Origin of the sequence: Rhizobium sp. 3T7, assembly GCF_020166565.1 — a bacterium.
Taxonomy (GTDB): domain Bacteria; phylum Pseudomonadota; class Alphaproteobacteria; order Rhizobiales; family Rhizobiaceae; genus Rhizobium.
Map to the genome: position 1 here is coordinate 83,450 of NZ_JAIQXS010000002.1, position 23,302 is coordinate 106,751.

28 protein-coding genes and 2 tRNA genes are annotated in these 23,302 nt (G+C 59.9%); 21 read left to right on the forward strand and 9 right to left on the reverse strand.

Annotated features, from left to right (window positions below; all coding sequences use genetic code 11):
• Nucleotides 1–148: 148 nt before the first annotated feature.
• The gene (gene cax, locus K9B32_RS03180; RefSeq protein WP_224560438.1) at nucleotides 149–1,294 is read right to left on the reverse strand and encodes a calcium/proton exchanger; all 1,146 of its coding nucleotides are present in this window, start codon (nucleotides 1,292–1,294) and stop codon (nucleotides 149–151) included.
• Between the two features lie 399 nt (nucleotides 1,295–1,693).
• Between cax and K9B32_RS03185 the strand changes: the two genes are divergently transcribed.
• The 3 genes from K9B32_RS03185 to K9B32_RS03195 all read left to right on the forward strand — a co-directional run bounded on the left by K9B32_RS03185 (nucleotide 1,694) and on the right by K9B32_RS03195 (nucleotide 4,303).
• On the forward strand, nucleotides 1,694–1,885 hold the full coding sequence (locus K9B32_RS03185; protein ID WP_224560439.1) for a hypothetical protein: 192 nt from the start codon (nucleotides 1,694–1,696) through the stop codon (nucleotides 1,883–1,885).
• A gap of 172 nt (nucleotides 1,886–2,057) precedes the next feature.
• On the forward strand, nucleotides 2,058–3,092 hold the full coding sequence (gene galE / locus K9B32_RS03190) for a UDP-glucose 4-epimerase GalE (RefSeq protein ID WP_224560440.1): 1,035 nt from the start codon (nucleotides 2,058–2,060) through the stop codon (nucleotides 3,090–3,092).
• 146 nt (nucleotides 3,093–3,238) lie between these two features.
• A complete protein-coding gene (locus K9B32_RS03195; protein WP_224560441.1) occupies nucleotides 3,239–4,303 on the forward strand; it encodes an enoyl-CoA hydratase/isomerase family protein in 1,065 nt (354 codons plus the stop codon).
• Between the two features lie 8 nt (nucleotides 4,304–4,311).
• Here K9B32_RS03195 and K9B32_RS03200 read toward each other — a convergent pair whose 3' ends face one another.
• Nucleotides 4,312–6,372, reverse strand: a complete 2,061-nt coding sequence (locus K9B32_RS03200; RefSeq protein ID WP_224560442.1) for an ATP-dependent helicase — start codon at nucleotides 6,370–6,372, stop codon at nucleotides 4,312–4,314.
• A gap of 81 nt (nucleotides 6,373–6,453) precedes the next feature.
• Entirely contained in the window at nucleotides 6,454–6,732 is a 279-nt protein-coding gene (locus K9B32_RS03205; RefSeq protein WP_224560443.1) for a hypothetical protein, read from the reverse strand.
• Between the two features lie 168 nt (nucleotides 6,733–6,900).
• Here K9B32_RS03205 and K9B32_RS03210 point away from each other — a divergent pair, with 168 nt between their 5' ends.
• From K9B32_RS03210 to K9B32_RS03220, 3 genes are all read left to right on the forward strand, one after another.
• Complete coding sequence (locus K9B32_RS03210; RefSeq protein ID WP_224560444.1) at nucleotides 6,901–7,164, forward strand: BON domain-containing protein; 264 nt, start codon at nucleotides 6,901–6,903, stop codon at nucleotides 7,162–7,164.
• 222 nt (nucleotides 7,165–7,386) lie between these two features.
• Nucleotides 7,387–7,644: a hypothetical protein gene (locus K9B32_RS03215; protein WP_224560445.1), complete on the forward strand. Its 258-nt coding sequence runs from the start codon at nucleotides 7,387–7,389 to the stop codon at nucleotides 7,642–7,644.
• 152 nt (nucleotides 7,645–7,796) lie between these two features.
• Nucleotides 7,797–8,945: an acyltransferase family protein gene (locus K9B32_RS03220; protein ID WP_224560446.1), complete on the forward strand. Its 1,149-nt coding sequence runs from the start codon at nucleotides 7,797–7,799 to the stop codon at nucleotides 8,943–8,945.
• A 228-nt stretch (nucleotides 8,946–9,173) separates the two neighbouring features.
• Here K9B32_RS03220 and K9B32_RS03225 read toward each other — a convergent pair whose 3' ends face one another.
• On the reverse strand, nucleotides 9,174–9,416 hold the full coding sequence (locus tag K9B32_RS03225; RefSeq protein ID WP_224560447.1) for a DUF982 domain-containing protein: 243 nt from the start codon (nucleotides 9,414–9,416) through the stop codon (nucleotides 9,174–9,176).
• A 312-nt stretch (nucleotides 9,417–9,728) separates the two neighbouring features.
• Here K9B32_RS03225 and K9B32_RS03230 point away from each other — a divergent pair, with 312 nt between their 5' ends.
• Together K9B32_RS03230 and K9B32_RS03235 are read left to right on the forward strand one after the other, a co-directional pair.
• Entirely contained in the window at nucleotides 9,729–9,977 is a 249-nt protein-coding gene (locus K9B32_RS03230; protein ID WP_007796446.1) for a hypothetical protein, read from the forward strand.
• A 587-nt stretch (nucleotides 9,978–10,564) separates the two neighbouring features.
• Nucleotides 10,565–11,248 (forward strand): glycosyltransferase family 8 protein, encoded by a 684-nt coding sequence (locus K9B32_RS03235; RefSeq protein WP_224560448.1) that lies wholly within the window; start codon nucleotides 10,565–10,567, stop codon nucleotides 11,246–11,248.
• A 266-nt stretch (nucleotides 11,249–11,514) separates the two neighbouring features.
• Here the strand turns inward: K9B32_RS03235 and K9B32_RS03240 are convergent.
• Nucleotides 11,515–11,589: transfer RNA gene (locus tag K9B32_RS03240), tRNA-Thr, on the reverse strand.
• Nucleotides 11,590–11,741: 152 nt separating this feature from the next.
• Between K9B32_RS03240 and K9B32_RS03245 the strand changes: the two genes are divergently transcribed.
• The 10 genes from K9B32_RS03245 to K9B32_RS03290 all read left to right on the forward strand — a co-directional run bounded on the left by K9B32_RS03245 (nucleotide 11,742) and on the right by K9B32_RS03290 (nucleotide 17,675).
• A complete protein-coding gene (locus K9B32_RS03245; RefSeq protein ID WP_224560449.1) occupies nucleotides 11,742–11,936 on the forward strand; it encodes a hypothetical protein in 195 nt (64 codons plus the stop codon).
• A 103-nt stretch (nucleotides 11,937–12,039) separates the two neighbouring features.
• Nucleotides 12,040–13,332, forward strand: a complete 1,293-nt coding sequence (gene murA, locus K9B32_RS03250; RefSeq protein WP_224560450.1) for a UDP-N-acetylglucosamine 1-carboxyvinyltransferase — start codon at nucleotides 12,040–12,042, stop codon at nucleotides 13,330–13,332.
• A 115-nt stretch (nucleotides 13,333–13,447) separates the two neighbouring features.
• A complete protein-coding gene (locus K9B32_RS03255; RefSeq protein WP_224560451.1) occupies nucleotides 13,448–13,885 on the forward strand; it encodes a DUF2948 family protein in 438 nt (145 codons plus the stop codon).
• 36 nt (nucleotides 13,886–13,921) lie between these two features.
• Nucleotides 13,922–15,220, forward strand: a complete 1,299-nt coding sequence (hisD, locus tag K9B32_RS03260; RefSeq protein WP_224560452.1) for a histidinol dehydrogenase — start codon at nucleotides 13,922–13,924, stop codon at nucleotides 15,218–15,220.
• Between the two features lie 3 nt (nucleotides 15,221–15,223).
• Nucleotides 15,224–15,697: a UPF0262 family protein gene (locus K9B32_RS03265; RefSeq protein WP_007796467.1), complete on the forward strand. Its 474-nt coding sequence runs from the start codon at nucleotides 15,224–15,226 to the stop codon at nucleotides 15,695–15,697.
• 5 nt (nucleotides 15,698–15,702) lie between these two features.
• Nucleotides 15,703–16,179, forward strand: a complete 477-nt coding sequence (locus tag K9B32_RS03270; RefSeq protein WP_224560453.1) for a low molecular weight phosphatase family protein — start codon at nucleotides 15,703–15,705, stop codon at nucleotides 16,177–16,179.
• A 117-nt stretch (nucleotides 16,180–16,296) separates the two neighbouring features.
• Entirely contained in the window at nucleotides 16,297–16,515 is a 219-nt protein-coding gene (gene infA, locus K9B32_RS03275) for a translation initiation factor IF-1 (protein ID WP_003545338.1), read from the forward strand.
• A 52-nt stretch (nucleotides 16,516–16,567) separates the two neighbouring features.
• The gene (locus K9B32_RS03280; RefSeq protein WP_007796473.1) at nucleotides 16,568–17,188 is read left to right on the forward strand and encodes a Maf-like protein; all 621 of its coding nucleotides are present in this window, start codon (nucleotides 16,568–16,570) and stop codon (nucleotides 17,186–17,188) included.
• A gap of 19 nt (nucleotides 17,189–17,207) precedes the next feature.
• Entirely contained in the window at nucleotides 17,208–17,417 is a 210-nt protein-coding gene (gene yacG / locus K9B32_RS03285) for a DNA gyrase inhibitor YacG (protein ID WP_224560454.1), read from the forward strand.
• Nucleotides 17,418–17,599: 182 nt separating this feature from the next.
• A tRNA-Phe gene (locus tag K9B32_RS03290) sits at nucleotides 17,600–17,675 on the forward strand.
• A gap of 116 nt (nucleotides 17,676–17,791) precedes the next feature.
• Here K9B32_RS03290 and K9B32_RS03295 read toward each other — a convergent pair.
• A complete protein-coding gene (locus K9B32_RS03295; protein ID WP_224560455.1) occupies nucleotides 17,792–18,025 on the reverse strand; it encodes a hypothetical protein in 234 nt (77 codons plus the stop codon).
• A 243-nt stretch (nucleotides 18,026–18,268) separates the two neighbouring features.
• Here K9B32_RS03295 and K9B32_RS03300 point away from each other — a divergent pair, with 243 nt between their 5' ends.
• Entirely contained in the window at nucleotides 18,269–18,673 is a 405-nt protein-coding gene (locus tag K9B32_RS03300) for a cbb3-type cytochrome c oxidase subunit I (protein ID WP_224560456.1), read from the forward strand.
• 124 nt (nucleotides 18,674–18,797) lie between these two features.
• Here K9B32_RS03300 and K9B32_RS03305 read toward each other — a convergent pair whose 3' ends face one another.
• Nucleotides 18,798–19,004, reverse strand: a complete 207-nt coding sequence (locus tag K9B32_RS03305) for a hypothetical protein (RefSeq protein ID WP_224560457.1) — start codon at nucleotides 19,002–19,004, stop codon at nucleotides 18,798–18,800.
• 237 nt (nucleotides 19,005–19,241) lie between these two features.
• Here K9B32_RS03305 and K9B32_RS03310 point away from each other — a divergent pair, with 237 nt between their 5' ends.
• On the forward strand, nucleotides 19,242–19,667 hold the full coding sequence (locus K9B32_RS03310) for an OsmC family protein (RefSeq protein ID WP_224560458.1): 426 nt from the start codon (nucleotides 19,242–19,244) through the stop codon (nucleotides 19,665–19,667).
• A gap of 150 nt (nucleotides 19,668–19,817) precedes the next feature.
• A complete protein-coding gene (locus K9B32_RS03315) occupies nucleotides 19,818–20,714 on the forward strand; it encodes a DMT family transporter (protein ID WP_224560459.1) in 897 nt (298 codons plus the stop codon).
• Nucleotides 20,715–20,720: 6 nt separating this feature from the next.
• Here K9B32_RS03315 and K9B32_RS03320 read toward each other — a convergent pair whose 3' ends face one another.
• Together K9B32_RS03320 and K9B32_RS03325 are read right to left on the reverse strand one after the other, a co-directional pair.
• Nucleotides 20,721–21,740 carry a polysaccharide pyruvyl transferase family protein gene (locus K9B32_RS03320; protein WP_224560460.1) on the reverse strand — a complete coding sequence of 340 codons (1,020 nt, stop codon included), beginning with the start codon at nucleotides 21,738–21,740 and terminating at the stop codon, nucleotides 20,721–20,723.
• A gap of 41 nt (nucleotides 21,741–21,781) precedes the next feature.
• Complete coding sequence (locus tag K9B32_RS03325) at nucleotides 21,782–23,272, reverse strand: lipopolysaccharide biosynthesis protein (protein WP_224560461.1); 1,491 nt, start codon at nucleotides 23,270–23,272, stop codon at nucleotides 21,782–21,784.
• Between the last annotated feature and the right edge of the window lie 30 nt (nucleotides 23,273–23,302).

Genomic DNA, 23,302 nt, shown 5'->3' on the forward strand with positions numbered 1-23,302 from the left:
TACCGCGCTCCGGGATCTCGGCCACATAAGGGGTCATTTTCGGTCCTTTCGCGAGACTATCGGACGGCATGCGAAGGCGGGCAGTGAACGACGACGCGCTCGTGAACCCGCTTGCTGAGGTGATTGCCGCTTTCGGAAGGCAGTGGCATCACGACGGATTCGTGGGAGGCAAGACAAACAACGTGAACGCGAAAATTGCATAAAGCGCCAGAGCCATGACGCCGGCATACCAGGCTCCACGACCGCCATTGGACAAGAGGGTGGCGGCCAAGGTGGCGACGATCATCATCGTTACCGCGCCCCGCCAAAACTGCAAAGTCATGGGTTCCGGACCGATGAAATAGCTGACGAGCACCAATATCGGCGCGACAAACAAGGCAATTTGTGCCGCGCTGCCCAGCGCAATGCCGACACTGAGGTCCAGGCGATTTGCACGGGCAGCCGAAAACGCGGTGGTCATCTCGGCGGCTGCACCTACCAGGGCTACGACAATGAAACCTACAAATGCCGGCGTCATCGCGAGGTGCTCGGCGGCGGCCTGAACTGAACCGACGAATATCTCGCTGACCAGCGCGACTAGCAGCGTCACGATAACCAATAGCACGATGCTCAGGCCAAGCGGCCACGGTTTTTCGTCTTTGCCCGCGTGGCTCACGCTTGCGAAAAGCTCGCGGTGGGTCCGCAACGAAAACAACATACCCAGCGCATAGACGACAATGAGAAGGATTGCCAATCCAAGGCTCAGCTTTTGGGATACGTCGAGTGCGGGAGGCTGGTCCACCTCGCTGATCAGCGATGGGACCAGGACCGCAATCGTCGCAAGGAACAGGAGGCAGGCCTGAAAGCGGGCGTTGACCCGATTGAATTCCTGAACATGATACTTGAGCCCCCCGAGCAGGAAGGCACCTCCCAGCATGAACAGGGTATTGGTGACGATCGCTCCGGCGAGCGACGCCTTGACCAACAGATATTGACCGGCCTGCAAAGCCGCGAGCGAGATCACGAGTTCGGTCAGGTTCCCGAGAGTAGCATTGAGTAAGCCGCCGACTGCGTCTCCGGTCCTGGCCGCAACCGCTTCGGTTGCGCGGCTCAGGAGTGCGGCCAAAGGTACGATCGCGACGACCGAAGCAAGGAACAACAGGGTGTGGCGATCGGGAAAAATCCATTCCAGAAGAATGACGACAGGCACGAAAACGATCAGCCCGAGAACCGGTGCATGATGGATTTCGTTGATGATGGCCCGTCCCACCGAAGACGGCGGCGCGATGGAAGGTCTTTCCCCAAGAGTGCCCATGTCTTTTCTCCGGAAACGGAGCGACGACCTGTGACGAAGGCTACCATCTTTTCTAATTGCTGTCGCGGTAGTCCTGAACTTGCTGGGGTACGCTAATTCAGCTTTACGACGTCATCCGACTTCGGGATTGTCAGATGAGTTTTGTCGAGCCGGTTGAGGCGCAGGTCTCTCAACCCGTATCCGCCGGCTCGCAGCGCGGGTCCGCCCCGTCCCGAGGCCAAGAACGAGACCAGTGTCTTGGCGACGCGACTTCCTAGGGAAGAAGGTGCCATTCGCGTGTTGGGGTTCGTCTCCTTGCTCGGGCCTCCGAACCACGGTCGGATCATAGACGTGCCGGCTATACAGCTTGGGCATGTTTGGTGTAGCAATTCCCTTAGGAGTTTAGCTCGGGGGTGGGTCTTGGTCAGGAAGATAATTTCCCTCGCTCTGGGAACGGTTCTCGTAATCTCAGGGGTCTACGGCCTCCTGTACCTGCTGTTCTTCACCGTCAATCCCGTCAGAATCCTGTATTTCCTGATTCCCGGTGGATTGTTCGCCATTGGGATAGTGATCCTGTGGGAAGACCTTGCGGAATTGCTTCGACGGCGCTGAAGCTCCCCGAAATGGCACATCGATAAAATTCTAGCGGATGTAGAAATCGGGCTCTAACCACGCCGTCAAACTTACCGGCGCGGATGCCCCAGAGGGCGCATTCGGTAGGAGATTCTGAAAGGAAAAACGGCGTCAGATGCACCCCGCGTGTATGAAAACGGGGATGCAGGACATGGCAATTTTGGTCACGGGCGGCGCGGGCTATATCGGCAGCCACATGGTCTGGACATTGCTGGATGCAGGCGAGGACGTCGTTGTCCTGGACAATCTTTCGACCGGTTTTCGCTGGGCGGTCTCGCCGCGCGCGCGCTTCTATCTCGGCGATGTGTCCGATGCCCAGGTTTTGAAGACGATCTTCATCGAGAACGACATCGAAGCCATCATCCATTTTGCCGGTTCGGCGATCGTGCCCGTATCCGTTGCCGATCCACTTGCCTATTATGACAATAACTCCGGCAAGACGCGGGCTCTGTTGAGCGCCGCGATCACCGCCGGCATTCGCCATTTCGTCTTCTCTTCCACTGCTGCCGTCTACGGGCCGCAAAAGACATCCGAACCGGTGAAGGAAACTGCGCCGCTCAACCCGGAAAATCCCTACGGTCAGTCCAAGCTGATGACGGAATTCATGCTGCGGGACGCTGCGGCAGCCTACGATTTCGATTACGTCGCGCTGCGCTACTTCAATGTCGCCGGCGCCGATCCGCTCCGACGCAGCGGCCAATCCACGTCAGGAGCAACACACCTGATCAAGGTCGCTTGCGAGGCCGCGCTTGGCAAACGCGGCGGCGTTCATGTCTACGGCATCGACTATCCGACCCATGACGGCACCGGCGTGCGCGACTACATCCATGTCAGCGATCTCACGGAGGCTCACCTGAGGGCGCTGCAGCATTTGCGCCGTGGCAGCGGCTCGCTGGTCGCCAATTGCGGCTACGGCACCGGCTATTCGGTGCTCGACGTCCTCAACATGGTCACGCGCCTGCACGGGCACTCCTTCAAGGTACAGATTGCACCGAGACGCCCGGGCGATGCCGCAAGCGTCGTCGCGGACTCCGGCCTTGCTCAGCGCGTTCTGGACTGGAAGCCGAAGTACGATTCGCTGGAGACGATCGTTCAAAGCGCGCTCGACTGGGAACAGTTTCTGCTCAACCGCAGCGCCGACGACCTCCAGAGTCTCCACCGGGCGCTCGCCGCCGCGTCGTTCTGAGACCCAAAGCAATCCTTGACCTCCGTCGGCGGCCATCGACTATGCCGCCGAGTGCGGTAAGGTGACGTCACGCAGCAATGCCGGTTCGCTCCAAGCGAGGTACCGGATTGCGGCGAAGCGATGTCTGTGGAAGCGAGGAGGTCAGCATGCGGGACGAGGTTCAGCACAGTGAGGTGATTGTCGAACGGCGCGCATCGGCCGGCATCATCCGCCTCAATCGACCGCGTGCGCTAAACAGCCTGACACTCGACATGGTCCGCGCCTTTGCCGCTGCAATGGACGACTTCGCGGCGGACGCCCATATCGCCACCGTGATCGTATCGGGAGAAGGAGAGCGTGGCTTCTGCGCCGGTGGCGATATCCGCGCGCTGCACGAAAGCGGCAGCACTGGCACCGATCTGGCCATGACCTTCTGGCGCGAAGAGTTTCGCCTGAACCACCGCATCGCGACCTTTCCGAAGCCCTATGTGGCGCTGATGGACGGCATCACCATGGGCGGCGGCGTCGGTCTGTCATCGCATGGCCGCCACCGCGTCGTGACCGAACGAACCAAGCTTGCCATGCCGGAAACCGGGATCGGCTATTTTCCGGATGTCGGGGCGACGTGGCTGCTGCCGCGCGCGCCGGGCGAGGCCGGCACCTTGATGGGGCTGACGGGACTGACCATCGACGCGGCTGATATCATCTATACCGGTCTGGCCGACCACCACGTCGCCTCCTTCCGGCTGCCTGACATCGTCGATACGCTGGCAGAGCTGCCGCGAAACGCGGGGCCGCGCGATGTCGAGGCGGTGTTGAAGAACCTATCCAGCGATCCGGGAACGAGCGCCGTCAAAAGCAACAGAGACCTTATCGAGCGTAGCTTTCATTTCGGCACTGTCGAGGAAATCACCCATGCGCTGCAAAAGGAGCCCGGCGACTTTGCCGCCGAAACGCTGCGGATCATCCAGACGCGCTCCCCGACCAGCCTGAAGCTTGCGCTTCGTCTCCTGCGCCAGGGCCGGCAAAGCAGGACCCTTGCCGAATGCCTGAACCGCGAACTCGGCGCCTGCCAGCAGATATTGAAAAGCCCGGATTTCTACGAGGGCATACGTGCCGCCATTATCGACAAGGATCGTAATCCACACTGGATGCCGGCGACACCAGAGGCGGTCGATCAGGCCGCCATCGATGCCTTCTTCCGGCCTCCGGAGCCGCCGCTCGCTCTCTAATACAAGCCTTAGCGCCACATGCCGCGCATGCGTGCACCAACATCGACACGCACCTGTCGCGCCTGATGCGACGCGCCGCCATCGGTTCTGGCCTGCGGCCAGCCGACCACCTCGAAGAACTGCAGCAGTGTCGCCGGGATGAAGCGGGTGCGCGACGCATAGACATGCCGGTCGCCCTGGGCGTTCTGACCGTGCGTGAAGAAGCGTTGTGGCACGACAAGGTCGAGATTGTCCTTGGCGCGGGTCATGGCGACGTAGAGCAGTCGCCGCTCCTCCTCGATCTCGGCGCGGGTTCCAACGGCGAGGTCGGATGGGATGCAGCCATCGACGACGTTCAGCATGAACACTCGCGTCCATTCCTGCCCCTTGGCGGAATGGATCGTGGAGAGGATTAGATAGTCGTCATCGAGCAGCGGCACGCCGGCCTGATCGCTGGTTGCATCCGGCGGGTCGAGCGTCAGTTCGGTCAGGAAGCGCTCGCGGGAAGGATAACCGACGGCGATCTGCTCGAGTTGCAGAAGGTCGGCCTGGCGGGTCGAGGCGTCCTCGTGCAGGCGTTCGAGATGCGGCGAATACCACTCGCGCACGAGGCCGATCTCCGCCGGCCAGCCGGCCTTGCCTGTCTTCACCTCCTGCAGCATCGCAACGAAGGCCGTCCAATCCTCGCCGGAACGGGGCGGAGCCGGCAATTCGGCAAGCAGCTGAATCGGGCTCGCATCCGCTGCCATCTGGTCGACGACGCGCTGCGCGGTCGAAGGGCCGACGCCCGGAAGCAGTTGCATCAGCCTGAAGCCGGCGACGCGGTCGCGCGGATTTTGTGCGAAGCGCAGGGCGGCCAGCATGTCCTTCACGTGCGCGCTGTCGAGGAACTTCAGCCCGCCGAATTTCACGAAAGGAATGTTGCGGCGGGAAAGCTCCACCTCGAGCGCGCCGCTATGATGGGAGGCGCGGAAAAGCACCGACTGCTGCTTGAGCTTCACGCCTTCTTCGCGATTCTCCAGCACCTTGTCCGCAACGTATCGTGCTTGGTCGGCTTCGTCGCGCACGGTGACGAGCCTTGGACGTTGGGCCGACTGGCGCTCCGTCCAGAGGTTCTTGGTGAAGCGTTCCGAGGCAAGATCGATGACTGCGTTGGCCGCTGCGAGGATCGTCTGGGTTGAACGGTAGTTGCGATCGAGCGTGATGATATTGGCGGCCGGGCTGAACGCCGAGGGGAAGTCGAGGATGTTGCGCACGGTGGCTGCGCGAAAGGAATAGATCGACTGCGCATCGTCGCCGACGACAGTCAGGCCTTGCCCGCCGGGCTTCAATGCGAGCAGGATCGATGCCTGCAGGCGGTTCGTATCCTGGTACTCGTCGACCAGTACATGATCGAAACGGCTGCCGATATCGTCCGCGATGATCGGCTCGCTGACCATCTGCGCCCAGTAGAGGAGCAGATCGTCATAATCGAGAATGTTCTGGTTCTGCTTGGCTTCGACATAGGCGCCGAAGAGCTCCCGCAACTGATTTTCCCAAGCCGAACACCAGGGAAAGGCGTCGCGCAGCACTAGGCTGAGCTCGCTTTCCGAATTGACCACGCGTGAATAGATCGCAAGGCAGGTGCCCTTCGTTGGAAATCGGCTCTCCATCTTCGAGAAGCCTAGCTCATGCCGGATGAGGTTCATCAGATCGGAGCTGTCTTCGCGATCGTGGATGGTGAAGGCGGGGTCGATGCCGATCTGCTCGGCATAGTCACGCAGGAGCCGAGCCCCAATCCCGTGAAACGTCCCGCTCCAGGCAAGTGCATCCGCCATGATGCCGGAATTGCTGCCCAGCACCTGGGTGCAGATGCGCTCGACGCGGCGCGCCATCTCGGCGGCTGCACGCCGGGAAAACGTCATCAGCAGGATCCGGCGCGGATCGGCGCCCTTGACGATCAGGTGGGCAACGCGGTGCGCCAGCGTGTTTGTCTTTCCCGATCCGGCACCGGCAATGACGAGCAGCGGCCCGGCAACGTGGGTGCCATCAGTGAGCGTGCCGTATTCGACGGCCGCGCGCTGCTGGGGATTGAGCTTTTCAAGATACATTCAGCCGTCCGGTTGCTTCGGCGGAGAATCGCACCGCGGAAATATTCGACGTTCCTTGAATGTTCTCGAAGGGCGCCGCTGTCAAGAACCGTTTCGTGAGGGGAAATCGGGCACGATAACACGTCGCGTCAGCTTCAGGGTGCGATCCGGCTGGAGGATATAGGTTTCCTTAACCCTGCTGCCGGTCGAGTCGTAGAAGGAATTGTAGATGACGCTGCCGGGCGGGGATTTCGTCAGCTTCGTGCGCGGTTGTCCGCCATAGGTGATGCTGCCCGGGATCGGCTGTACCTCGGTCGAACTGTCCGTGGTGCAGCCCGATAGCATCACGACCGATAGAATCGTCGGAAGCAGAATTTTCATCGTTGCAACCCCTACCCTAAACCGTTGGTATATATGGCCCTCTAGGTCGAGACGCCAAGTAGCGTGCGATGGTCACTGCGAGATTCCTCAAAGTATAGATTGATGCGGTGCAACTAAAACTCCCCACCGGCGTTAGTCAGTAACTGGTTTCGCCACACGGAGGCGATCATGGTGCTTCGATTTCAGACGACAGAAGATCACGGTGACGCCTGCGGGCAAGGCCACAACGTCGCATCAACGCGCGCCTCGGTCGAAAGCGTCCTCAGCGCTGCCGATGACATTGATAGCAGCGAAATCGTCGTGTCGATCCTCGGACCTTACGTCGTTCTTGAGGGATTCGTCCGGCAGAAAGGCCATGTCGAGCGGGCCGTTGAGATAGCTGAAGACGTCGTGGGGAAGGGCTATGTCCGCAGCCGGATGTTGCGACGTTAGCCAGGCTCCCCAAATATAATACTTAAAACTCATCAGTTTTGTCGCACACATACAGCATACAGCTGCGCACATCGAAGCGTTCACCTACCGTCATGTAAAATCATACAATTTAGCTAAATCGAAAATACGACGAGTTAACTGTGCGAAAGTAGTAGCAGCGGCACTGGAACTAAAAACGCTTTTCATTAGTTAATGCTTGTAATCAAAACACGGGAGAAGCGCATGCAAAGACTTCTTCGACTGGGAGTGCCGGCGTTCGCGCTGGCAATAGGGACCTTTATCACGCCAGCTTCGGCTTCGCTCGAACTCACGAGCGACTATTCCGCTCTGCCGCAGGATGAGATGGCGATGAACGAATATACTGGGCCGGTGTCCTGCACCGCGCCGACAACGCATTATGTTCCATCCTTCATTCGGTCTTTTGACGGCACCATTATCGGCGTCGGCTATCTGGAAGTGCAGAGTGACGGTCGCTGTTGATCGTCCCCGTTTCGTTTGGAATTCTATGAAATAGGGTAGCCAAGATCGCGCTCTCCCAGCCAGGGCCGATCAACTTTTCTGGTTGTGCGTTGTGCGTTGCAGCACATTGCGTTAGCTTCCGCGAAGCTGAGCCTCAACCAGAAGGATACCCGATGATCATTGAGAGCAAGCGGATCGGATGCCTCGACGGGCTGCGTGGTCTAGCCGCCCTTTGGGTGCTCGTGGGCCACAGCCTGCAACTGACAGGCTGGCACCTTCCGATCCTTTCGTCGCCGGATTTGGGCGTTGACCTCTTCATTATGCTGTCCGGCTTCCTGATGGTCTTTCACTATCGGCTGCGCGAGACAGCCAATCCCTGGGAGAAACCGTCCACCTGGTTCGGCTTCTGGCTGAAGCGCTTCTTCCGCATCGCGCCGCTCTATTATGTGATGCTGTGCATCGCGCTGCTGTTGGGCCCGCAGCTCTATGAGAGCCGCATGGTCATTGACACCTTCCTCGCGCATGGCCCGCAGTTGCCTGAGCGCTATCTGGATGGCAGCCTGCGCAATCTCCTTATCCATGCAAGCTTTCTATTTGGGCTGCATCCGGCTTACGCGTTCCGCACGCCGTTGCCGGATTGGAGTCTTGGCCTGGAGATGCAGTTTTATGCGGCATTTCCGATTGTGATGCTGCTTTTGCGGAAAACCAGATGGCTGCCGGGCGCCGCCGTCATTGCGCTTGCTGCCTTCTTCATCGCCAAGGCTATCCAGGCCGCGCATGTCGATTTTCCGATGCCGTCTTTCCTACCGCTGAAGATGCACGTCTTCCTGTGCGGTATGCTGATCGCCAACGGCTTGTTCGTGTCGCAGCGGCAAACCATCATGAATGGCTTGCTTGCTGTCATTCTGGTGATGCTTCCGATTGGCGGGGATATGACCTCGACGAAGGTCGCTATCCGCGTGCTTCTCGTGATCGGCTTCTTCGCGCTGGTGCACTACCATCTGTTGCCTGGTCTTATTGGAAGGCTCGGCGACCGCGTTTCGTCAGTCATGGGAAACCGCTTCTGCCATTGGCTGGGCGAGCTTTCGTTCGGTGTCTACCTGATCCATCTGCTGCTGCTGCAGCCGATCGCCGCATTCATGATTAGGCATTTCGGGGCTGAGATTTCGGCGCCGGTACGCTTTGCGATCGTCGTGGCCGCCCTCCTGCCGCTGGCCTATGCACTGGCTTACCTCGGTTTCACTCGCATCGAAGGGCCGGGCCAGAAGCTCGGGCGCAAAGTGTTGGACAAGATCGGGAAAAGGCGTCTGAAGCCGGCGTGAGACGGCTCATTGCAATCGAGGCTCGTCTGCTTTCGCAGAGGGTGACGAGCCTCTGACCATCATCATGATGGCTGCCGATGTTCTATTGAGGGACGTGCCTGAATGGCAATCAGCTTCCTCGCAGTGGTAACAGCAATTGCGGCCAAGGGTTAACCAAAAAATAAACTATCGCCCTATTCTGAGACAGGTTATCGACAATCTGCCGGGGATCGGAGGAGGAAGGCCCGATCAATGGACCTTCAGCTTTGCTTCCTCTGCCGCCGCGACGAACTCCGCGCGAGCCTCCTCGACCGTCTTGCGGCCATCAAGAGCGGCTCTGCATGTGCTTCTTGCCTTGAGGTAACGCAATCCGCGAGCACTTGGCCAAAGGTCTGCCAGGCATTTCAGCGCGTCTAGAGGACCAAGGATCGTGCGCGCGCCCGTATTTTCAAATCCCACATGAATAGGATCATTCCATTTCTCTACGGCCATCGGCGTGCTCCTCCATTGCTTAGGCCAAAAACGTATGGATCAGCCTCCTGGTTCCTCCCGAAGGCCTCATACTGAAGGCATTTTAGCGATATTTTCAGACCCCGCAAATGAGAAAACTGGTGCGCCGTGTGCCGGTCGACCGCTGTGTTCATGGGCCTCCCGTGACTTCCGATCTTTCGCGCCGTAAGGCGTTATCTCCCCCTTGAGCGGTGACAGATCGGATACCTGCACTTTTAACTGGCCGAATGCGGCGCTTTGTGCAACCATTAAGGCTCAACGTCAGTTGGCCCCTATCAGCGTTGGAGATCGGAGATGCAGGACCTCAAGCACGTGCTGAATGCGGAATGCCAGAAGTATGTGTCTCTGGTCGTATCCATGCGAAGTGGTCAGCATCGATGGCTCGAAGTCGACGACGCCACCGGCAAGAAAGTGGACGTCACCGATGCGAAGCTTGCGACATTTGAGGAGACTGTCCGAACGCTGAGGCAGATGATCCAGGATCTCGATGCGTCGGACTATCTGTCATGCCGTCCGACGAAGGACTGGCACTTCGACGCCTGATGCAGGCATATTGTCTTCAAGCCAACGACTTCGTGGGGTCCGCGAACCCTAGCGGAAGTTACAAAGCGATTCCGGATCGTAGCCGCCTGTTGATGTGAGTCCGGGCAGCACGCGCGACGCAAGCTTCACCATGTGCGGTACTCGCACTACCGGTTCTGAAGAGCGGTTTCAGCGACTTTCCGGAGTTCGATATCCACCGAAGCGGCCCATTCATGCTGTAAACCGTCTTATGCAGAATTAGGGGATGGGTGAAAACGGTCCTGCGTTTCAAAGCCTCGCCGAGTGTTGCTCGGCGAGGTGGCCGCTTTAGTGAAACGGCCCTTGAAGCTGAATATTGGGCTCTCACCAGACTGGCAGGCTTTGCAAAAGCGTTAAATAGCGCTACCGAGCCGACAGTTCAGTCTTTCGGAAGTCCACGGGCTCATGAGTGCCGCGCAACGAATCATCGCGACCGCAACAGATCGACACTTCGTCGAACTTGCGGGCGTAATGCTGCATTCCTTGGTAGCGACAGATGTCGCGGAGGATGTTCGGTTGGTAGTCTTCTGCGACGGGCTACGCTCTTGCGATAAGTCTAATATTGCAAAATGCGTCCATCCGCGAACAGTCGAATTCATCGATCTGGAAAAACCCCATGCTGCCAGGATACGCACTCTCCAAACCAATTCGAACTGGAGCCGTGCGATCTACACGAGATTGCTAATGCCCCAGCTCTTGGCGTGACGACGGGTCGGATCTTGTACCTGGACGCGGACACGCTTGTGGTCGACAGCGTTAGCCCGCTGTTTGAGATTGATCTGAGAAACTATGCCATCGGTGCGATGGGTGGAAAAAGCGCTAAGGAGACCGCTCGCCTCGGATTGGCGTCCGATATCGAGACCTTCAATTCGGGCGTGCTTGTCGTCGATGTTGAGAGATGGTTGCGAGAAGACATCAGCGAGAAAACGCTTGCTCTGGCAGCAGAACGCGCGAGCCAAAACTTGCCAGCTTTCGACCAAGACGTTCTAAACATCGTCATCAATGGCCGTTTCGCAAAGCTGGACTATCGGTGGAACTGTCTTGGCGAAAGCGAGCATCCTAGCCCGGCAATCATTCATTTCACGCATGCGAAGCCCAACACGACCCGGTGCAAGCACCCGTGGCGGCAAGCCTATTTTGAGCATAGAGCAGAAACTCCTTGGGGAAGCGCCCGTCTAAAGACAAAATGGGATCGGCGCGCGAGACGGTTATCCACCAGCCTTAGACGAATTCTCGGTCAATTTTTGACCTGAGAGTAGCTGGCCAGAACTTCTAATACTTAGCTCCCGCGTTATCCGGTCGCTCTCGCGCTGCAGCTTTGCCATCCAACGAGCAAGCGAAATGAGCAGCAATCTCTCATCCGTCCGTCCGCAAGTTAGAACAATAAAAGAACAAGCTGCACGGATTATGCACGGATTCGCCGTACAATTCGCGGTATGTGTTGCTCTTTTGTGTCGTATCTGTGTGATACGGCCCGAGCGACGGAGGCGATCTTCTATCTGATTTCATTGAGGAAAACTGGTGCTGCCGAGTGGGATTGAACCACCGACCTCACCCTTACCAAGGGTGTGCTCTACCACTGAGCTACGGCAGCGAGGACCAGACGCGCAACCGATGCGGCTGCATTGCGTGAACGGGGGGCCTATTGCCACAGCTTCATGATAAGCGCAAGCCGCAATTTCCATCTTTGTAGAGATTGAGGTCGAGCCACTTTTGAATTGTCGCAAATTCGGGTAAGCCTGCGACATGACCGAGAACACCGAAAAAGGCCGGCACAGCCGCAAGGCGGAGATCGAGCGCCAGGCCAAACTGCGCCGCGAGCGAGCCGCCGAAAAGCTTCGTGAAAATTTGTCCCGCCGCAAACAGCAGACCCGTGCGCGCCGATCGGGGCAGGCGGATGAGACGAATGGGCTGCCTGCCGCAAAAATGGACGAATCGTAATGTTCCGTTCACGGCGAATTGAAGCCCCCGCTAATTTCGTCTAAACACCCGCATCTTTTTACAGACAGCCTTTCAGAAAGGCGGGCATCGCCCGTAAGCGCACATGGATCGTATTAGAATTGTCGGCGGTAATGAGCTTAACGGCATCATTCCGATTTCCGGCGCCAAGAATGCCGCCCTGCCGCTGATGATCGCCTCGCTGCTTACCAGCGATACACTGACGCTTGAGAACGTGCCGCATCTGGCCGACGTCGAGCTTCTGATGCGCATCCTCGGCAATCACGGCGTCGACGTTGCCGTCAACGGCCGCCGCGAGCGCCAGGAAGACGCCTACTCGCGCACCATTCACTTTACCTGCCGCACCATCGTCGATACCACCGCTCCTTACGAGCTGGTATCCAAGATGCGCGCTTCATTCTGGGTTATCGGCCCGCTTCTGGCGCGCGAAGGCCAGTGCCGCGTCTCGTTGCCGGGTGGCTGCGCCATCGGCACGCGCCCCGTCGATCTGTTCCTCGATGGCCTTGCGGCGCTGGGCGCCAACCTCGAGATCGACAGCGGCTACGTCAACGCGACCGCACCGAAGGGTGGCCTGATTGGCGCGCGCTACACCTTCCCGAAGGTTTCGGTCGGCGCGACGCACGTGATGATGATGGCAGCGACGCTTGCCCGCGGCACAACGGTGATTGGCAACGCTGCCCGCGAGCCTGAGGTCGTCGATCTCGCCAACTGCCTGAACGCAATGGGTGCCAAGATCACGGGCGCCGGCACGAGCACGATCACGATCGAAGGCGTCACTTCGCTCTCCGGCGCGCGCCACCGCGTCCTGCCGGATCGCATCGAGACCGGCACCTACGCCATGGCGGTTGCGATGACCGGCGGCGATGTCACGCTTGAGAACACCGATGCCGCGCTCCTCGACACGGCACTGGAAACGCTCCGCCGCGCCGGCGCTGAGATTTCGCCGACCAACAACGGCATGCGCATCCGCCGCAACGGTGCCGGCATCAAGCCGGTCGATATCGTCACCGACCCGTTCCCGGGCTTCCCGACCGACCTGCAGGCGCAGTTCATGGCGCTGATGACGCGCTCGACCGGCATCTCGCATGTCACCGAGACAATCTTCGAAAACCGCTTCATGCACGTGCAGGAACTGGCGCGTCTCGGCGCGAAGATCTCGCTGTCGGGTCAGACGGCGAAGATCGAGGGCGTGTCGCGGCTGAAGGGTGCGCCCGTCATGGCGACCGATCTGCGCGCTTCCGTTTCGCTCGTGATCGCCGGCCTTGCCGCTGAAGGCGAGACGATGGTTTCCCGCGTCTACCACCTCGATCGCGGCTTCGAGCGCCTGGAAGAAAAGCTCACCCGCTGCGGCGCCATCGTCGAGCGCGTCAGCGAGTAGCTAAAAGGGCGTCACTCACCCTTTGTCCCGGTTGCGCATTGCGTTGCCGCGCCTTATGTCCGTTGTCAGACGCATCGCCATTCCGGCGATGCATTGGCGATGGGGTTTTGCCTGAATGACTGATCTGAGGCTCGTTGCACTCGATAGCGAGGATCTTGCCGTCGTCTCCGCGCATTTGCAGGATAGCGTCTTCAAGGTCGCCGATATCGCCTGGTCGCCGCGCGAGGGTCAGTTCTCAGTCGCCGTCAACCGCTTCGTGTGGGAAGAAGCAGGCAAGAAGCGCAAGGGTTTCGAACGCCGCCGCGCGGCTGTCGTCTTCAAGCGCGTGCTTGCGGTGCGCTCGACGGGAATTGACCGCGAGAACCGCGACGAAGTCTTGTCGCTGCTTGCCATCCGCTTCGAGCAGACAGGCGAGGGGCCGGAAGGCACGGTCGAGCTGGCGCTGTCAGGCACGGCAACGATTGCGCTGGATGTCGAATGCATCGAGGTTCAGCTTGCGGATATCGGCGGGGCGTGGGAAACCGCATCGAAGCCGCGTCATCCCGGCGCTTGAGATCTGGTTCGTCTGTTATCAAAGAGGAATATCGCATTGGCAATCTGGCTGGATCAGGCATCGGAAGGCTTCGAGCAACGGTTTGCCGCCTTCCTGACGACCAAGCGCGAAGTCTCCGAGGATGTGAACACGGCAGTCCGCGCCATCATCGATGATGTCAGGGCCCGCGGCGACGTGGCGCTTGCCGAATATTCGAAGAGGTTCGACGGGATCGATTTTGCCGTAACGCCGATGCGCGTGACCGAAGCCGAGATCGACGCGGCTGTCGAAGCGGTTCCATCAGAGGTTCTCGGCGCGCTGAAGGTTGCGGCCCTGCGTATCGAATCGCATCACCGCCGTCAGCTGCCGAAGGACGATATCTACGAGGACGACATGGGCGTCGGCCTCGGTTCCCGATGGACCGCGATCGAGGCGGTCGGCCTTTATGTCCCGGGCGGCACCGCGAGCTATCCGAGTTCGGTGCTGATGAATGCCGTGCCGGCTAAGGTCGCCGGCGTCGATCGCATCGTCATTGCTGTTCCCGCAACAGGAGGTGCCGTCAACCCGGCCGTGCTTGCTGCCGCCAAGCTCGCGGGCGTCACCGAAATCTACCGGGTCGGAGGCGCGCAGGCCATCGCGGCACTTGCCTACGGCACCGAGATCATCGCGCCCGTTGCCAAGATTACCGGCCCGGGCAATGCCTATGTTGCCGCCGCCAAGCGGCAGGTCTTCGGCACTGTCGGTATCGACATGATCGCCGGTCCCTCGGAAGTGCTTGTTATCGCCGACAAGGACAACAATCCGGACTGGATCGCCTCTGATCTGCTTGCGCAGGCCGAGCACGATGCGAGCGCGCAGGCGATCCTCGCGACGGATGATGCCGAGTTCGCGAAGTTGGTGGAAGCAGCCGTCGAGCGGCAGCTGAAGACGCTCAATCGCGCCGAGACCGCTGCAGCAAGCTGGCGGGACTTTGGCGCGATCATTCTCGTGAAGTCCCTGGAGGACGCTATTCCGTTGGCAAACCGGATCGCGCCCGAACACCTAGAGCTTGCCGTTGCCGATCCGGATGCGCTGTTGCCTCGTATCCGCAATGCCGGCGCGATCTTCCTCGGTGCACATACGCCTGAAGTCATCGGCGACTATGTCGGCGGCTCGAACCACGTTCTGCCGACGGCCCGTTCGGCCCGGTTTTCCTCCGGTCTTTCCGTGCTCGATTTCGTCAAGCGCACCTCGATCCTGCGGCTTGGACCCGAGCAGCTGCGCACGCTCGGTCCTGCTGCCATCGCGCTCGCCGTGTCCGAAGGGCTGGACGCGCATGCGCGATCGGTTGCGATCCGCCTCAATCTGGAAAAGTGAGAGATGGCAGCGGGCGACTTCCGGCTTTGCGACGTCGTCCTTGACGACACCATCGGCCGAGCGACGCCCGACGTCGAGCACGAGCGCGCGGTCGCCATTTTCGATCTTGTCGAGGAAAACAGCTTCACGCCCATCGGTCATTCCGGCGGTCCGTACCGGCTGAATATCTCGCTGGTCGATTCCAAGCTGGTTTTCGCGATCACGACGGAGGACGGAGGTGCCGTCGCGACCCATATCCTGTCACTGACCCCGTTTCGCCGCATCGTGAAGGATTATTTCCTGATCTGCGAAAGCTACTACGAGGCAATCCGCTCGGCCTCTCCAAGCCGCATCGAGGCGATCGACATGGGCCGGCGCGGCATTCACAACGAGGGCTCGCAGACGTTGAAGGATCGCTTGAACGGCAAGATCGAGGTCGATTTTGATACGGCGCGCCGACTGTTCACGCTGGTCTGCGTGCTCTACTGGCGCGGCTGACGGCGATGGAACCGGCGGTCGGGACAGGCGAGGGGGCACGGCCAGGCGCCATCCTGTTCATGTGTGGAATGAATGCCATCCGCTCTCCCATGGCCGAGGTGATCGCCCGTAGCATGTTGCCGGCGAATGTCTATATCAGGTCCGCGGGCGTCCGTGCCGGGGAGCGGGATCCCTTCGTCGACGTCGCACTGGAGGAGATCGGTCTTTCTCTCGGCCGGCATCATCCACACACGCTGGAGGAGCTCGAGGACGACTACTTCGACCTGATCATCTCGCTCTCGCCGCCGGCGCACCATGCCGCGCTGGAGCTGACCCGGTCAAATGCCATCGAAGTCGTCTATTGGCCGACCATGGATCCGACCGTCGTTCAGGGCACACGAGAGCAGATTCTGGACAGCTACCGGGAGGTTCGTGATCATCTGACCGAACTGATCGAGAGCCGGCTGGTTAGAAGAAACACCATCGCCGCGCAATCGGCGTGAAACAAATGACGGAAACGCGATCAATTAGGTTCACAAACCCCCGTTGATTGTGTAGTTTCCGCGCAAATTTGGGGCGGCTACCGCCGTCATCTCAACCGACAGGAAGAAAACCGCTATATGCCTAAAGAAGAAGTCCTCGAATTTCCGGGTATCGTGACCGAGCTTCTGCCGAACGCGACGTTCCGTGTGAAGCTCGAAAACGAACACGAGATCATCGCCCACACGGCCGGCCGCATGCGCAAGAACCGTATCCGCGTTCTGGCAGGCGACAAGGTTCTCGTCGAAATGACTCCCTACGACCTGACCAAGGGCCGCATCACCTACCGCTTCAAGTAGGCCGTTCAAGGCTCGAAAGCTTTAGCTCCCGTCTTCCGGTGGTCGAGGTTCCATGGCGCTGAAATACAAGCTCATTCTGGCTTCCGGCTCGCCCCGCCGTGTCGATCTGCTCAATCAGGCAGGGATCGAGCCGTCGCGCCTAATGCCGATGGATATCGACGAGACGCCGAAGAAGTCGGAACACCCGCGCTCGCTGGCGCGGCGCCTGTCGACGGAAAAGGCAGAGGCAGCACTTGCCGCCATCAAGGGCGACATGACCTGGAAGGGCAGCTACATTCTGTCCGCCGATACCGTCGTCGCCGTCGGCCGCCGTATCCTTGGAAAGGCCGAATTCGCGGACGAGGCATCGGCTGCGCTGTATCTGCTCTCCGGCCGCAGCCACTGGGTCTATACCGGCGTCTGCCTGGTGACGCCCGACCGCAAGATCCGCCAGAAGATCGTCGAGACCAAGGTCCGCTTCAAGCGCCTTTCCGGTTTCGAGATCGAGAACTATCTCGCCTCCGGGCAATGGCGCGGCAAGGCGGGCGCCTACGGCATCCAGGGGCTGGCCGGGACTTTTGTGCAGAAGATGGTCGGTTCCTATTCCAATGTCGTCGGTCTGCCGCTTTATGAAACCATCCTTCTGCTGACCGGTGAAGGCTTTGACGTGCATAGCCGGTGGCCCGAGGGCTGATCCTCGAAGGGACCGCTCCATGTTTGACGAAAAAAAAACAGCCGCCAAGGTCGAACCGCTGCGCAAGACACACCCTTGCCCGGAATGCGGCAAGCCATCCCACCGCGAACACTATCCCTTTTGCTCGAACCGCTGCCGCGAAATCGATCTTTCGCGCTGGCTCTCCGGCTCCTATGCCATCCCCGTTGCCGACGACGAGACGAAGGCCGACTACGAGGATGAGGAATAGGCTCGTTCTCCAGGGGCGAAGCCCTTAAATTCGTTGATGAATCCGGAAAAATGAAAGGCTTTTCAAAAAACTGTCATTTGGCGCTTGCCATGTCCGGACAAGATGCTATAACCCCGCTCGCTTCCGGGGCGAACCAAGGCCCTCGGTTCTTTCTCAGGAAGGAACATCTGCGAAGCGGGTTAGCCCAGATAGCTCAGTTGGTAGAGCAGCGGATTGAAAATCCGCGTGTCGCTGGTTCGATTCCGGCTCTGGGCACCACTCTTCAGGCCCGTACCAAACTAGTTTCAGCTCGATCGCCGGGCATCTTTTTCTCCGACGCGTCGTTTGGCCGAGCGGCACGATAACCATCGTACAGAATTTGTGTTGATTGCTGCCTAAGCCATCCGTCGCAGCACATCCAGCAGCGTCTGGGTGTCGTCATTGGCGCCGATCCGCCTGAGGCCGTCGTCCGCAAGCGTGATGATGGCTTCGAGCGCTTCGTGCTCGCTCCAGCCCGCTTCGACCGATGCGGCGACGAGGTCGCCAAATGCGAACTGCAGCGCGTCCTGGCAGCGGATGTCCCGATCGGGGTCGTCGCTGGCGACGAAGGGTTTGTAGATGTCTCTCATCTCGCTCTCCGCGAATGTGCCGACGAGGCAGTATATTCGAGATGAGTTTAAGGAAGTGCTTAAAAATGCGCTACCGTTCAGAGGCTGTGCTGCCTCCGCAACGAACCGGCAATACCGCTCCGCGGATGGGGTTGCCGGATGGTAACATGATGGTTTATCGAAGGTTAAATCTTCGAAGGCCGGCCGTTCTCAATTCTATTGAGCAATGATAATACTATCGACGCAAACGGAGGGGGATACTCTATGCCACGCATCTCGCAGCTATACTTCAAGACTGCAGTCATATTTCTGATCGTCGGCATCGTCATGGGTCTGAACATGGCGATTTCGCAGGATCATAGCGTCATCGGCGCGCATACGCACTGTAATCTCCTGGGGTGGGTGACCATGGCGATCTTTGGCGGTTACCATGCGCTCAATCCCCAGAAGGCCGAGAAGCGTATCGCCATGATCCAGTACTACGTGTACACGGCTGGCATCGCCCTGATGGTGCCGGCGCTCTACCTCATGCTTCAGGGCAATACGACCATGGAGCCGCTTGTCGCTTTGGCGTCGATTATCACCTTTGTCGGCGTACTGCTTTTCGCCTTCATCATCTTCTCCAACGGGAAGGTGGTCGTCACACCACCGGCGCCGTCTTACCGCTGATACCGCCCAATGCAACGTTTGGCAGGGCGTGATCGCCTTGCCGGACGGTCTGTTAGCGCAGATTTCCGTGCTGGGTGCGCTGTCGGCTTCGTGTCGCCCGCCCGCGTCACCGTTGCGCGGAGTTTCAGTGGATGATCTGTATGCGGATCTGTTCCTTGGCCGCATAGCTGTGGCAATCGCTGGCCGCATCGCCGACGAAGATTACGTCGCCATCTGAGTCGAACAAGCCCCAGCAGGGCTCGTCGTCGACGTAGACTTTTCTGACATAACCGAAGGGCTCGGCATCGATGATGACGCTGGGTGCAACAGGAACAGCCGCAAGTGCTCGCATGGATAACTCCAATGAGTCGTTTCTGTTTTAGTGCGCCCTTATATTGCCCCTTGAAGCTGACGCGGGGCTATCCTCAGAAATCGGGATGGGAAACTGAGGTTGACGAGCGGGCAGATTGGAGCCGGCCGAATCACTTGGGACGGTCTGTTTTCCTCGCGCGACCAGACCAGAAGCGCGTTGCTGCGGCCGTTCAAAATGCCTATCTAGAACGGGCTATCATCACCAAAGGATTTCCCCATGGCCGACCTCAAGGCCCGTCCCCGTCCCGTTGGCGCAACCGCCGTTCTTGGTCGTACCGGTTTTCCGCATATCACCTCGGCCACCAAGGGTGAGCTCGATATCGTCACCGGCGCATCGCAACCGGGCTTCAATCCGCTAGATCTCCTCTATGCGTCGCTGTCGGCCTGCCTTGTGCTGAGCGCGCGCATCGCTGCGAGCCAGATGGGCCTTCTCGACCGGATCACCGAGATTACGGCCGACGTCACCGGCGAGAAGGCGAGCGAGGGTCCGTCGCGCGTCCAGACATTCAACATCGCGTTCGCGATCAAGGGCGACCTCGACGAGGAAACGCGCGTGAAGATCGCGCATGCGGCAAAAGAGATCTGCACGGTCAGCAACACCATCCGCGGGACGCCTGAATTCTCGACCGTCATCTCAGGCTGACTTGTACAGTGCTGCAAACTCGCATCGGCAGGCATTTAAGATTGCGCGTTTGTCTGCCCTTGCCGTTCCTCGGCTATCCGCTCGCCACAGCTTCTGATAGGTCCGTTGCTCGCCGCTAGTCTTGAGGCGGTCAGAAAGCATTCGAGAGACATGTCGCAAGCCGCTGCCACTATCGCTGAAACCCCCGCATCCAACCGATTTGCCCTTGCCGCCCTGATCCTCGGCGGTGCGGCAATCGGCGGCTCGCCGATCTTCGTGCGGCTGTCGGAAGTCGGGCCGATGGCAACGGCCTTCTGGCGGGTGGCGCTGGCCCTGATCCCGATCTTCATCTTCTCGCTTGCCAAGGGCAAGGATGCCGGGCCGAAGCCTGAAAAGCTGTCGGATTATGCCCTGCTGATCCTGCCTGGCGTCGTCCTCGCCATGGATCTTGCCGCCTGGCACCTCTCCATCACCATGACGTCGGTCGCCAACGCAACGCTGCTCGCCAATCTTGCCCCCGTCTTCGTCACGGTGATCGGCTTTCTGTTTTTCGGCGCAATCGTTACCCGCGTCTTCGTTCTCGGCCTCGTGTTGGCGCTGGCCGGCCTGGTTATCCTAAAGGGCGGCCCCGTAGCGCTTGGCAATGGCGATCTGCGCGGCGATGGCGTGGCGGTGATCGCCGCCGTGTTCTATGCGGGTTACATCCTGGCGATCGGCAAGCTCCGCAGCCGCTTCGATACGGTCCGGATCATGCTTTGGAGCACCGCATCGGCCGCTGCCTGCATCTTTCCGTTAGGCTTCTTCTACGAAGGCCATATGCTGCCGCCGACGGCCTATGGTTGGGCAATCGTCTTCGGTCTCGCCTTCGTCAGTCATGCCGGCGGGCAGGTGGCCATCGCTTACGCGCTTGCCTATCTTCCCGCAGCTTTCTCCTCGCTGACGCTGCTGCTGCAGCCAGTCGTGGCGGCGATCCTCGCGTGGGTGCTGCTCAGCGAGCCGATCGGCCCAATGCAGGCGATCGGCGGCATTGTGGTGCTCGCCGGGATTTTGATTGCCCGGCGAGGCTGATTTCAATCAGGCGACCGCTGCCGGGGCCACCCGACGCGCATCGAGAATGGCAAGCGCCTCGTCGACCGTCGAGGCAAGCTGTGCCTTGTCGCTGTTGCAGGTACCCCACGCCTCGATGAAGCTGCTCGTCTTGCCGTAGCTATTATCGAGAACGCAATGGTCGGCACCCAGAAGCACGCACATGATATGGCCGTGCATGCGGTCGGTGATGACCTGGCGCGCGGAGCTCAGCAGGGCCACGCCGCGGTCGAAGCGCTGTTGCGCCCGCTCGCGATAGGCAAGCTCGGTCATCCGCGCGCGACCGCCGATACGACCGGTCAGCAGCCCCTTCAAGATTGCGGCATGCTTTGTCTGGCGCTGGAAATCGGCAGGCTCATCGGGCCAGTCCGATTTCACCGTGCCCGGACGCAATGTTGCAGCGGTCAGGTCCTGTGCGGCGCCGACCTCCTGGTCTTCACGGAGATTGAGCAGCAGCTCATGCTGCGGCGCCGGGCGAGTGACCGGACCGATGCAGAAGGCCATATCAGGGCAAAGGCGCGTTTCGCATGGGAACCAGCGCTGGGCGAATTCCAGGCTTCGCTGGTCGCGGACGAGAAGCGTGAACTGGCCGTGGCGCTCAATCGCCCGCGCAGTGCTGTCGATGTTGGCCTGCTCCTTGAAGTGAATGGTCTGCGGCATCTGCACGATCGGTCGGCCCTTGTGCTTGTTGAGCAGACCTTCGCGGAACTGGCGGTAGCCGGCCCAGATGTCGCCGAAATTGCCGCCACCGTGGAGAAAGATGCGGCCGCCACCGATTGCGCCAAGCATCCGGCCTTCGTCGTAGGTCGGGATTTCGGTCACATAGGTCGGCCGCGTGCGTTTGCGGTCGAAATAGGCAAGTTCACCGAGCCAGATGGCGCTGTCGCCGATGTTGTAATGGTTCGGAAAGTCGAGAAGCGCAAAACGCTCCGACGGATCAAAGAGATCGGAAAGGCAATTGGCGATCACGCCCTGAAGGCGGTTGATGATCGTAATATTGGATTCCATTAAATGCTCCTTGTTTACGGACAAGAGGTCCATGCAAGCGGCTATGCTTCGGCCTGTTTGCGGAATGGGTTGAGGGACATGGCAAGCGCGATGTAGGGGCGGATGACCGAGCGGCCGAAGATCGGCAGGAAGGCAAGGTAAATCGCTCCGCCGAGACCGATGCTAAGGCCGAGCGCCAGCCAGCGGTTGTGAACGTGCGCCAGGATGACGGGATGCGCAAACCAGACGCAGACGGCCATGAGCGCCGCGCCGCAGAAGGGCAGGGCGACGGCCTTCAGCGTGCTCTTTGCGTCGATATGCGCGTATCGCGCCAGCACATATTGCTGATAGGGCATCGTCAGCCAGGCACGCAATGTGTAGCCCGCCGCAACAGCGACAACGCCATAGGGGACGAGCAGCCAGGTGAGGATTAGCGTCGTCACCAGCTGCAGGGCGGCGACGGAAAGGATCGATTCCGCCCGGTTGACCGCAGAAAGCGCCGACGAGGCAAAGAAGTTCATGACGAAGGGAACCGCCATCAGCACGAGCACGGTGGCGATATCGCCCGCATTGCCCCACTTGTCGCCGAAGAGCAGGGCGATCATGTCGTTCGACAGAGCGCCGAAGCCGAGCAACAGCGGGATGGTTCCGAGTGCCGCTGCGCCGACGATCTTGTTATAGGCGTTGCGGAAGGCGGTGTGATCGTTCTGCAGGCGCGACAGCGTGACGAGCGATACGCTGCCGATCGGCGCAAGCACCGCCTGGCCGATCAGCTCGATCAGTCGCCAGGCAATGCGATAGCGGCCGACTTCAACCGGGCCGAACCAGCGCGAGATGAAGATATCTTGGGCGCGGGCAAGCAGCATCCACATCAGCTGGGTGACGACGAGGCTGATGCTGAAGAGGAAGACGGAGCGGAACATCGAGACGTTGAAGCGGAACTTCGGCATCCAGGGATAGTAGAACCACCCGAGCAGCACGGTCACGGCGGCGTTGACCGCGGTCTGCGCGACGAGCGCCCAGACACCCCAGCCGAGAAAGGCACAGACGACGGCGGTGACGCCGGAGAGCAGGCTGGCGGCGATTGCCTGACCGGCGAGGCTCTTGTGGCCGAATTCACGGGCGAGGCGGGCATTGTGGATGACCGCCAGCGAGGAAATCGGAAGCAGCGGCGCGAGCCAGCGAAGGATGCCTGATACCGACGGGTCGCGCACTAGATCGCCGTAGTAGGGCGCAAAGAAGAACACCAGCGAAGCAACGATGCCGCTGAATGCGATCGTTGCCCAGAAGGCCGTGTCGGCTAGCTCCTCGTCGAGATCGAGCTGGCGCGTGACGGCATCGCCGAGGCCCGCATAGGCAAGCACGCGGCCGATTTCCACGAACAGACTTGCAAGCGCAAAGGTACCGAAGTCGCCGGGGCCGAGAATGCGCGCAAGGATGACGAAGATCACAAAGGTTGCGATCGTGCTCCAGGCCACGCGGATGACCGACCACAGGACGGAGAGCGCGGTTTTCTTCTTAAGCTCGGCGTGGGCAATTGCCGTATCGGCCATGCATTATCCAATCGAATTTGGCTCGCGAAG

Bases quoted from the DNA above. Each gene is read 5' to 3' on its own strand.
- galE (WP_224560440.1), top strand. From the start codon at position 2,058: ATGGCAATTTTGGTCACGGGCGGCGCGGGCTATATCGGCAGCCACATG.
- K9B32_RS03305 (WP_224560457.1), bottom strand. From the start codon at position 19,004: ATGCGAGCACTTGCGGCTGTTCCTGTTGCACCCAGCGTCATCATCGAT.
- murA (WP_224560450.1), top strand. From the start codon at position 12,040: ATGGATCGTATTAGAATTGTCGGCGGTAATGAGCTTAACGGCATCATT.
- K9B32_RS03325 (WP_224560461.1), bottom strand. From the start codon at position 23,272: ATGGCCGATACGGCAATTGCCCACGCCGAGCTTAAGAAGAAAACCGCG.
- K9B32_RS03310 (WP_224560458.1), top strand. From the start codon at position 19,242: ATGGCCGACCTCAAGGCCCGTCCCCGTCCCGTTGGCGCAACCGCCGTT.
- K9B32_RS03320 (WP_224560460.1), bottom strand. From the start codon at position 21,740: ATGGAATCCAATATTACGATCATCAACCGCCTTCAGGGCGTGATCGCC.
- K9B32_RS03210 (WP_224560444.1), top strand. From the start codon at position 6,901: ATGGTGCTTCGATTTCAGACGACAGAAGATCACGGTGACGCCTGCGGG.
- K9B32_RS03205 (WP_224560443.1), bottom strand. From the start codon at position 6,732: ATGAAAATTCTGCTTCCGACGATTCTATCGGTCGTGATGCTATCGGGC.
- K9B32_RS03200 (WP_224560442.1), bottom strand. From the start codon at position 6,372: ATGTATCTTGAAAAGCTCAATCCCCAGCAGCGCGCGGCCGTCGAATAC.
- K9B32_RS03220 (WP_224560446.1), top strand. From the start codon at position 7,797: ATGATCATTGAGAGCAAGCGGATCGGATGCCTCGACGGGCTGCGTGGT.
- K9B32_RS03195 (WP_224560441.1), top strand. From the start codon at position 3,239: ATGCGGGACGAGGTTCAGCACAGTGAGGTGATTGTCGAACGGCGCGCA.
- K9B32_RS03245 (WP_224560449.1), top strand. From the start codon at position 11,742: ATGACCGAGAACACCGAAAAAGGCCGGCACAGCCGCAAGGCGGAGATC.
- K9B32_RS03300 (WP_224560456.1), top strand. From the start codon at position 18,269: ATGCCACGCATCTCGCAGCTATACTTCAAGACTGCAGTCATATTTCTG.
- K9B32_RS03265 (WP_007796467.1), top strand. From the start codon at position 15,224: ATGGCAGCGGGCGACTTCCGGCTTTGCGACGTCGTCCTTGACGACACC.
- yacG (WP_224560454.1), top strand. From the start codon at position 17,208: ATGTTTGACGAAAAAAAAACAGCCGCCAAGGTCGAACCGCTGCGCAAG.
- K9B32_RS03215 (WP_224560445.1), top strand. From the start codon at position 7,387: ATGCAAAGACTTCTTCGACTGGGAGTGCCGGCGTTCGCGCTGGCAATA.
- K9B32_RS03230 (WP_007796446.1), top strand. From the start codon at position 9,729: ATGCAGGACCTCAAGCACGTGCTGAATGCGGAATGCCAGAAGTATGTG.
- K9B32_RS03280 (WP_007796473.1), top strand. From the start codon at position 16,568: ATGGCGCTGAAATACAAGCTCATTCTGGCTTCCGGCTCGCCCCGCCGT.
- cax (WP_224560438.1), bottom strand. From the start codon at position 1,294: ATGGGCACTCTTGGGGAAAGACCTTCCATCGCGCCGCCGTCTTCGGTG.
- infA (WP_003545338.1), top strand. From the start codon at position 16,297: ATGCCTAAAGAAGAAGTCCTCGAATTTCCGGGTATCGTGACCGAGCTT.
- K9B32_RS03270 (WP_224560453.1), top strand. From the start codon at position 15,703: ATGGAACCGGCGGTCGGGACAGGCGAGGGGGCACGGCCAGGCGCCATC.
- K9B32_RS03255 (WP_224560451.1), top strand. From the start codon at position 13,448: ATGACTGATCTGAGGCTCGTTGCACTCGATAGCGAGGATCTTGCCGTC.
- K9B32_RS03295 (WP_224560455.1), bottom strand. From the start codon at position 18,025: ATGAGAGACATCTACAAACCCTTCGTCGCCAGCGACGACCCCGATCGG.
- K9B32_RS03225 (WP_224560447.1), bottom strand. From the start codon at position 9,416: ATGGCCGTAGAGAAATGGAATGATCCTATTCATGTGGGATTTGAAAAT.
- K9B32_RS03235 (WP_224560448.1), top strand. From the start codon at position 10,565: ATGCGTCCATCCGCGAACAGTCGAATTCATCGATCTGGAAAAACCCCA.
- K9B32_RS03315 (WP_224560459.1), top strand. From the start codon at position 19,818: ATGTCGCAAGCCGCTGCCACTATCGCTGAAACCCCCGCATCCAACCGA.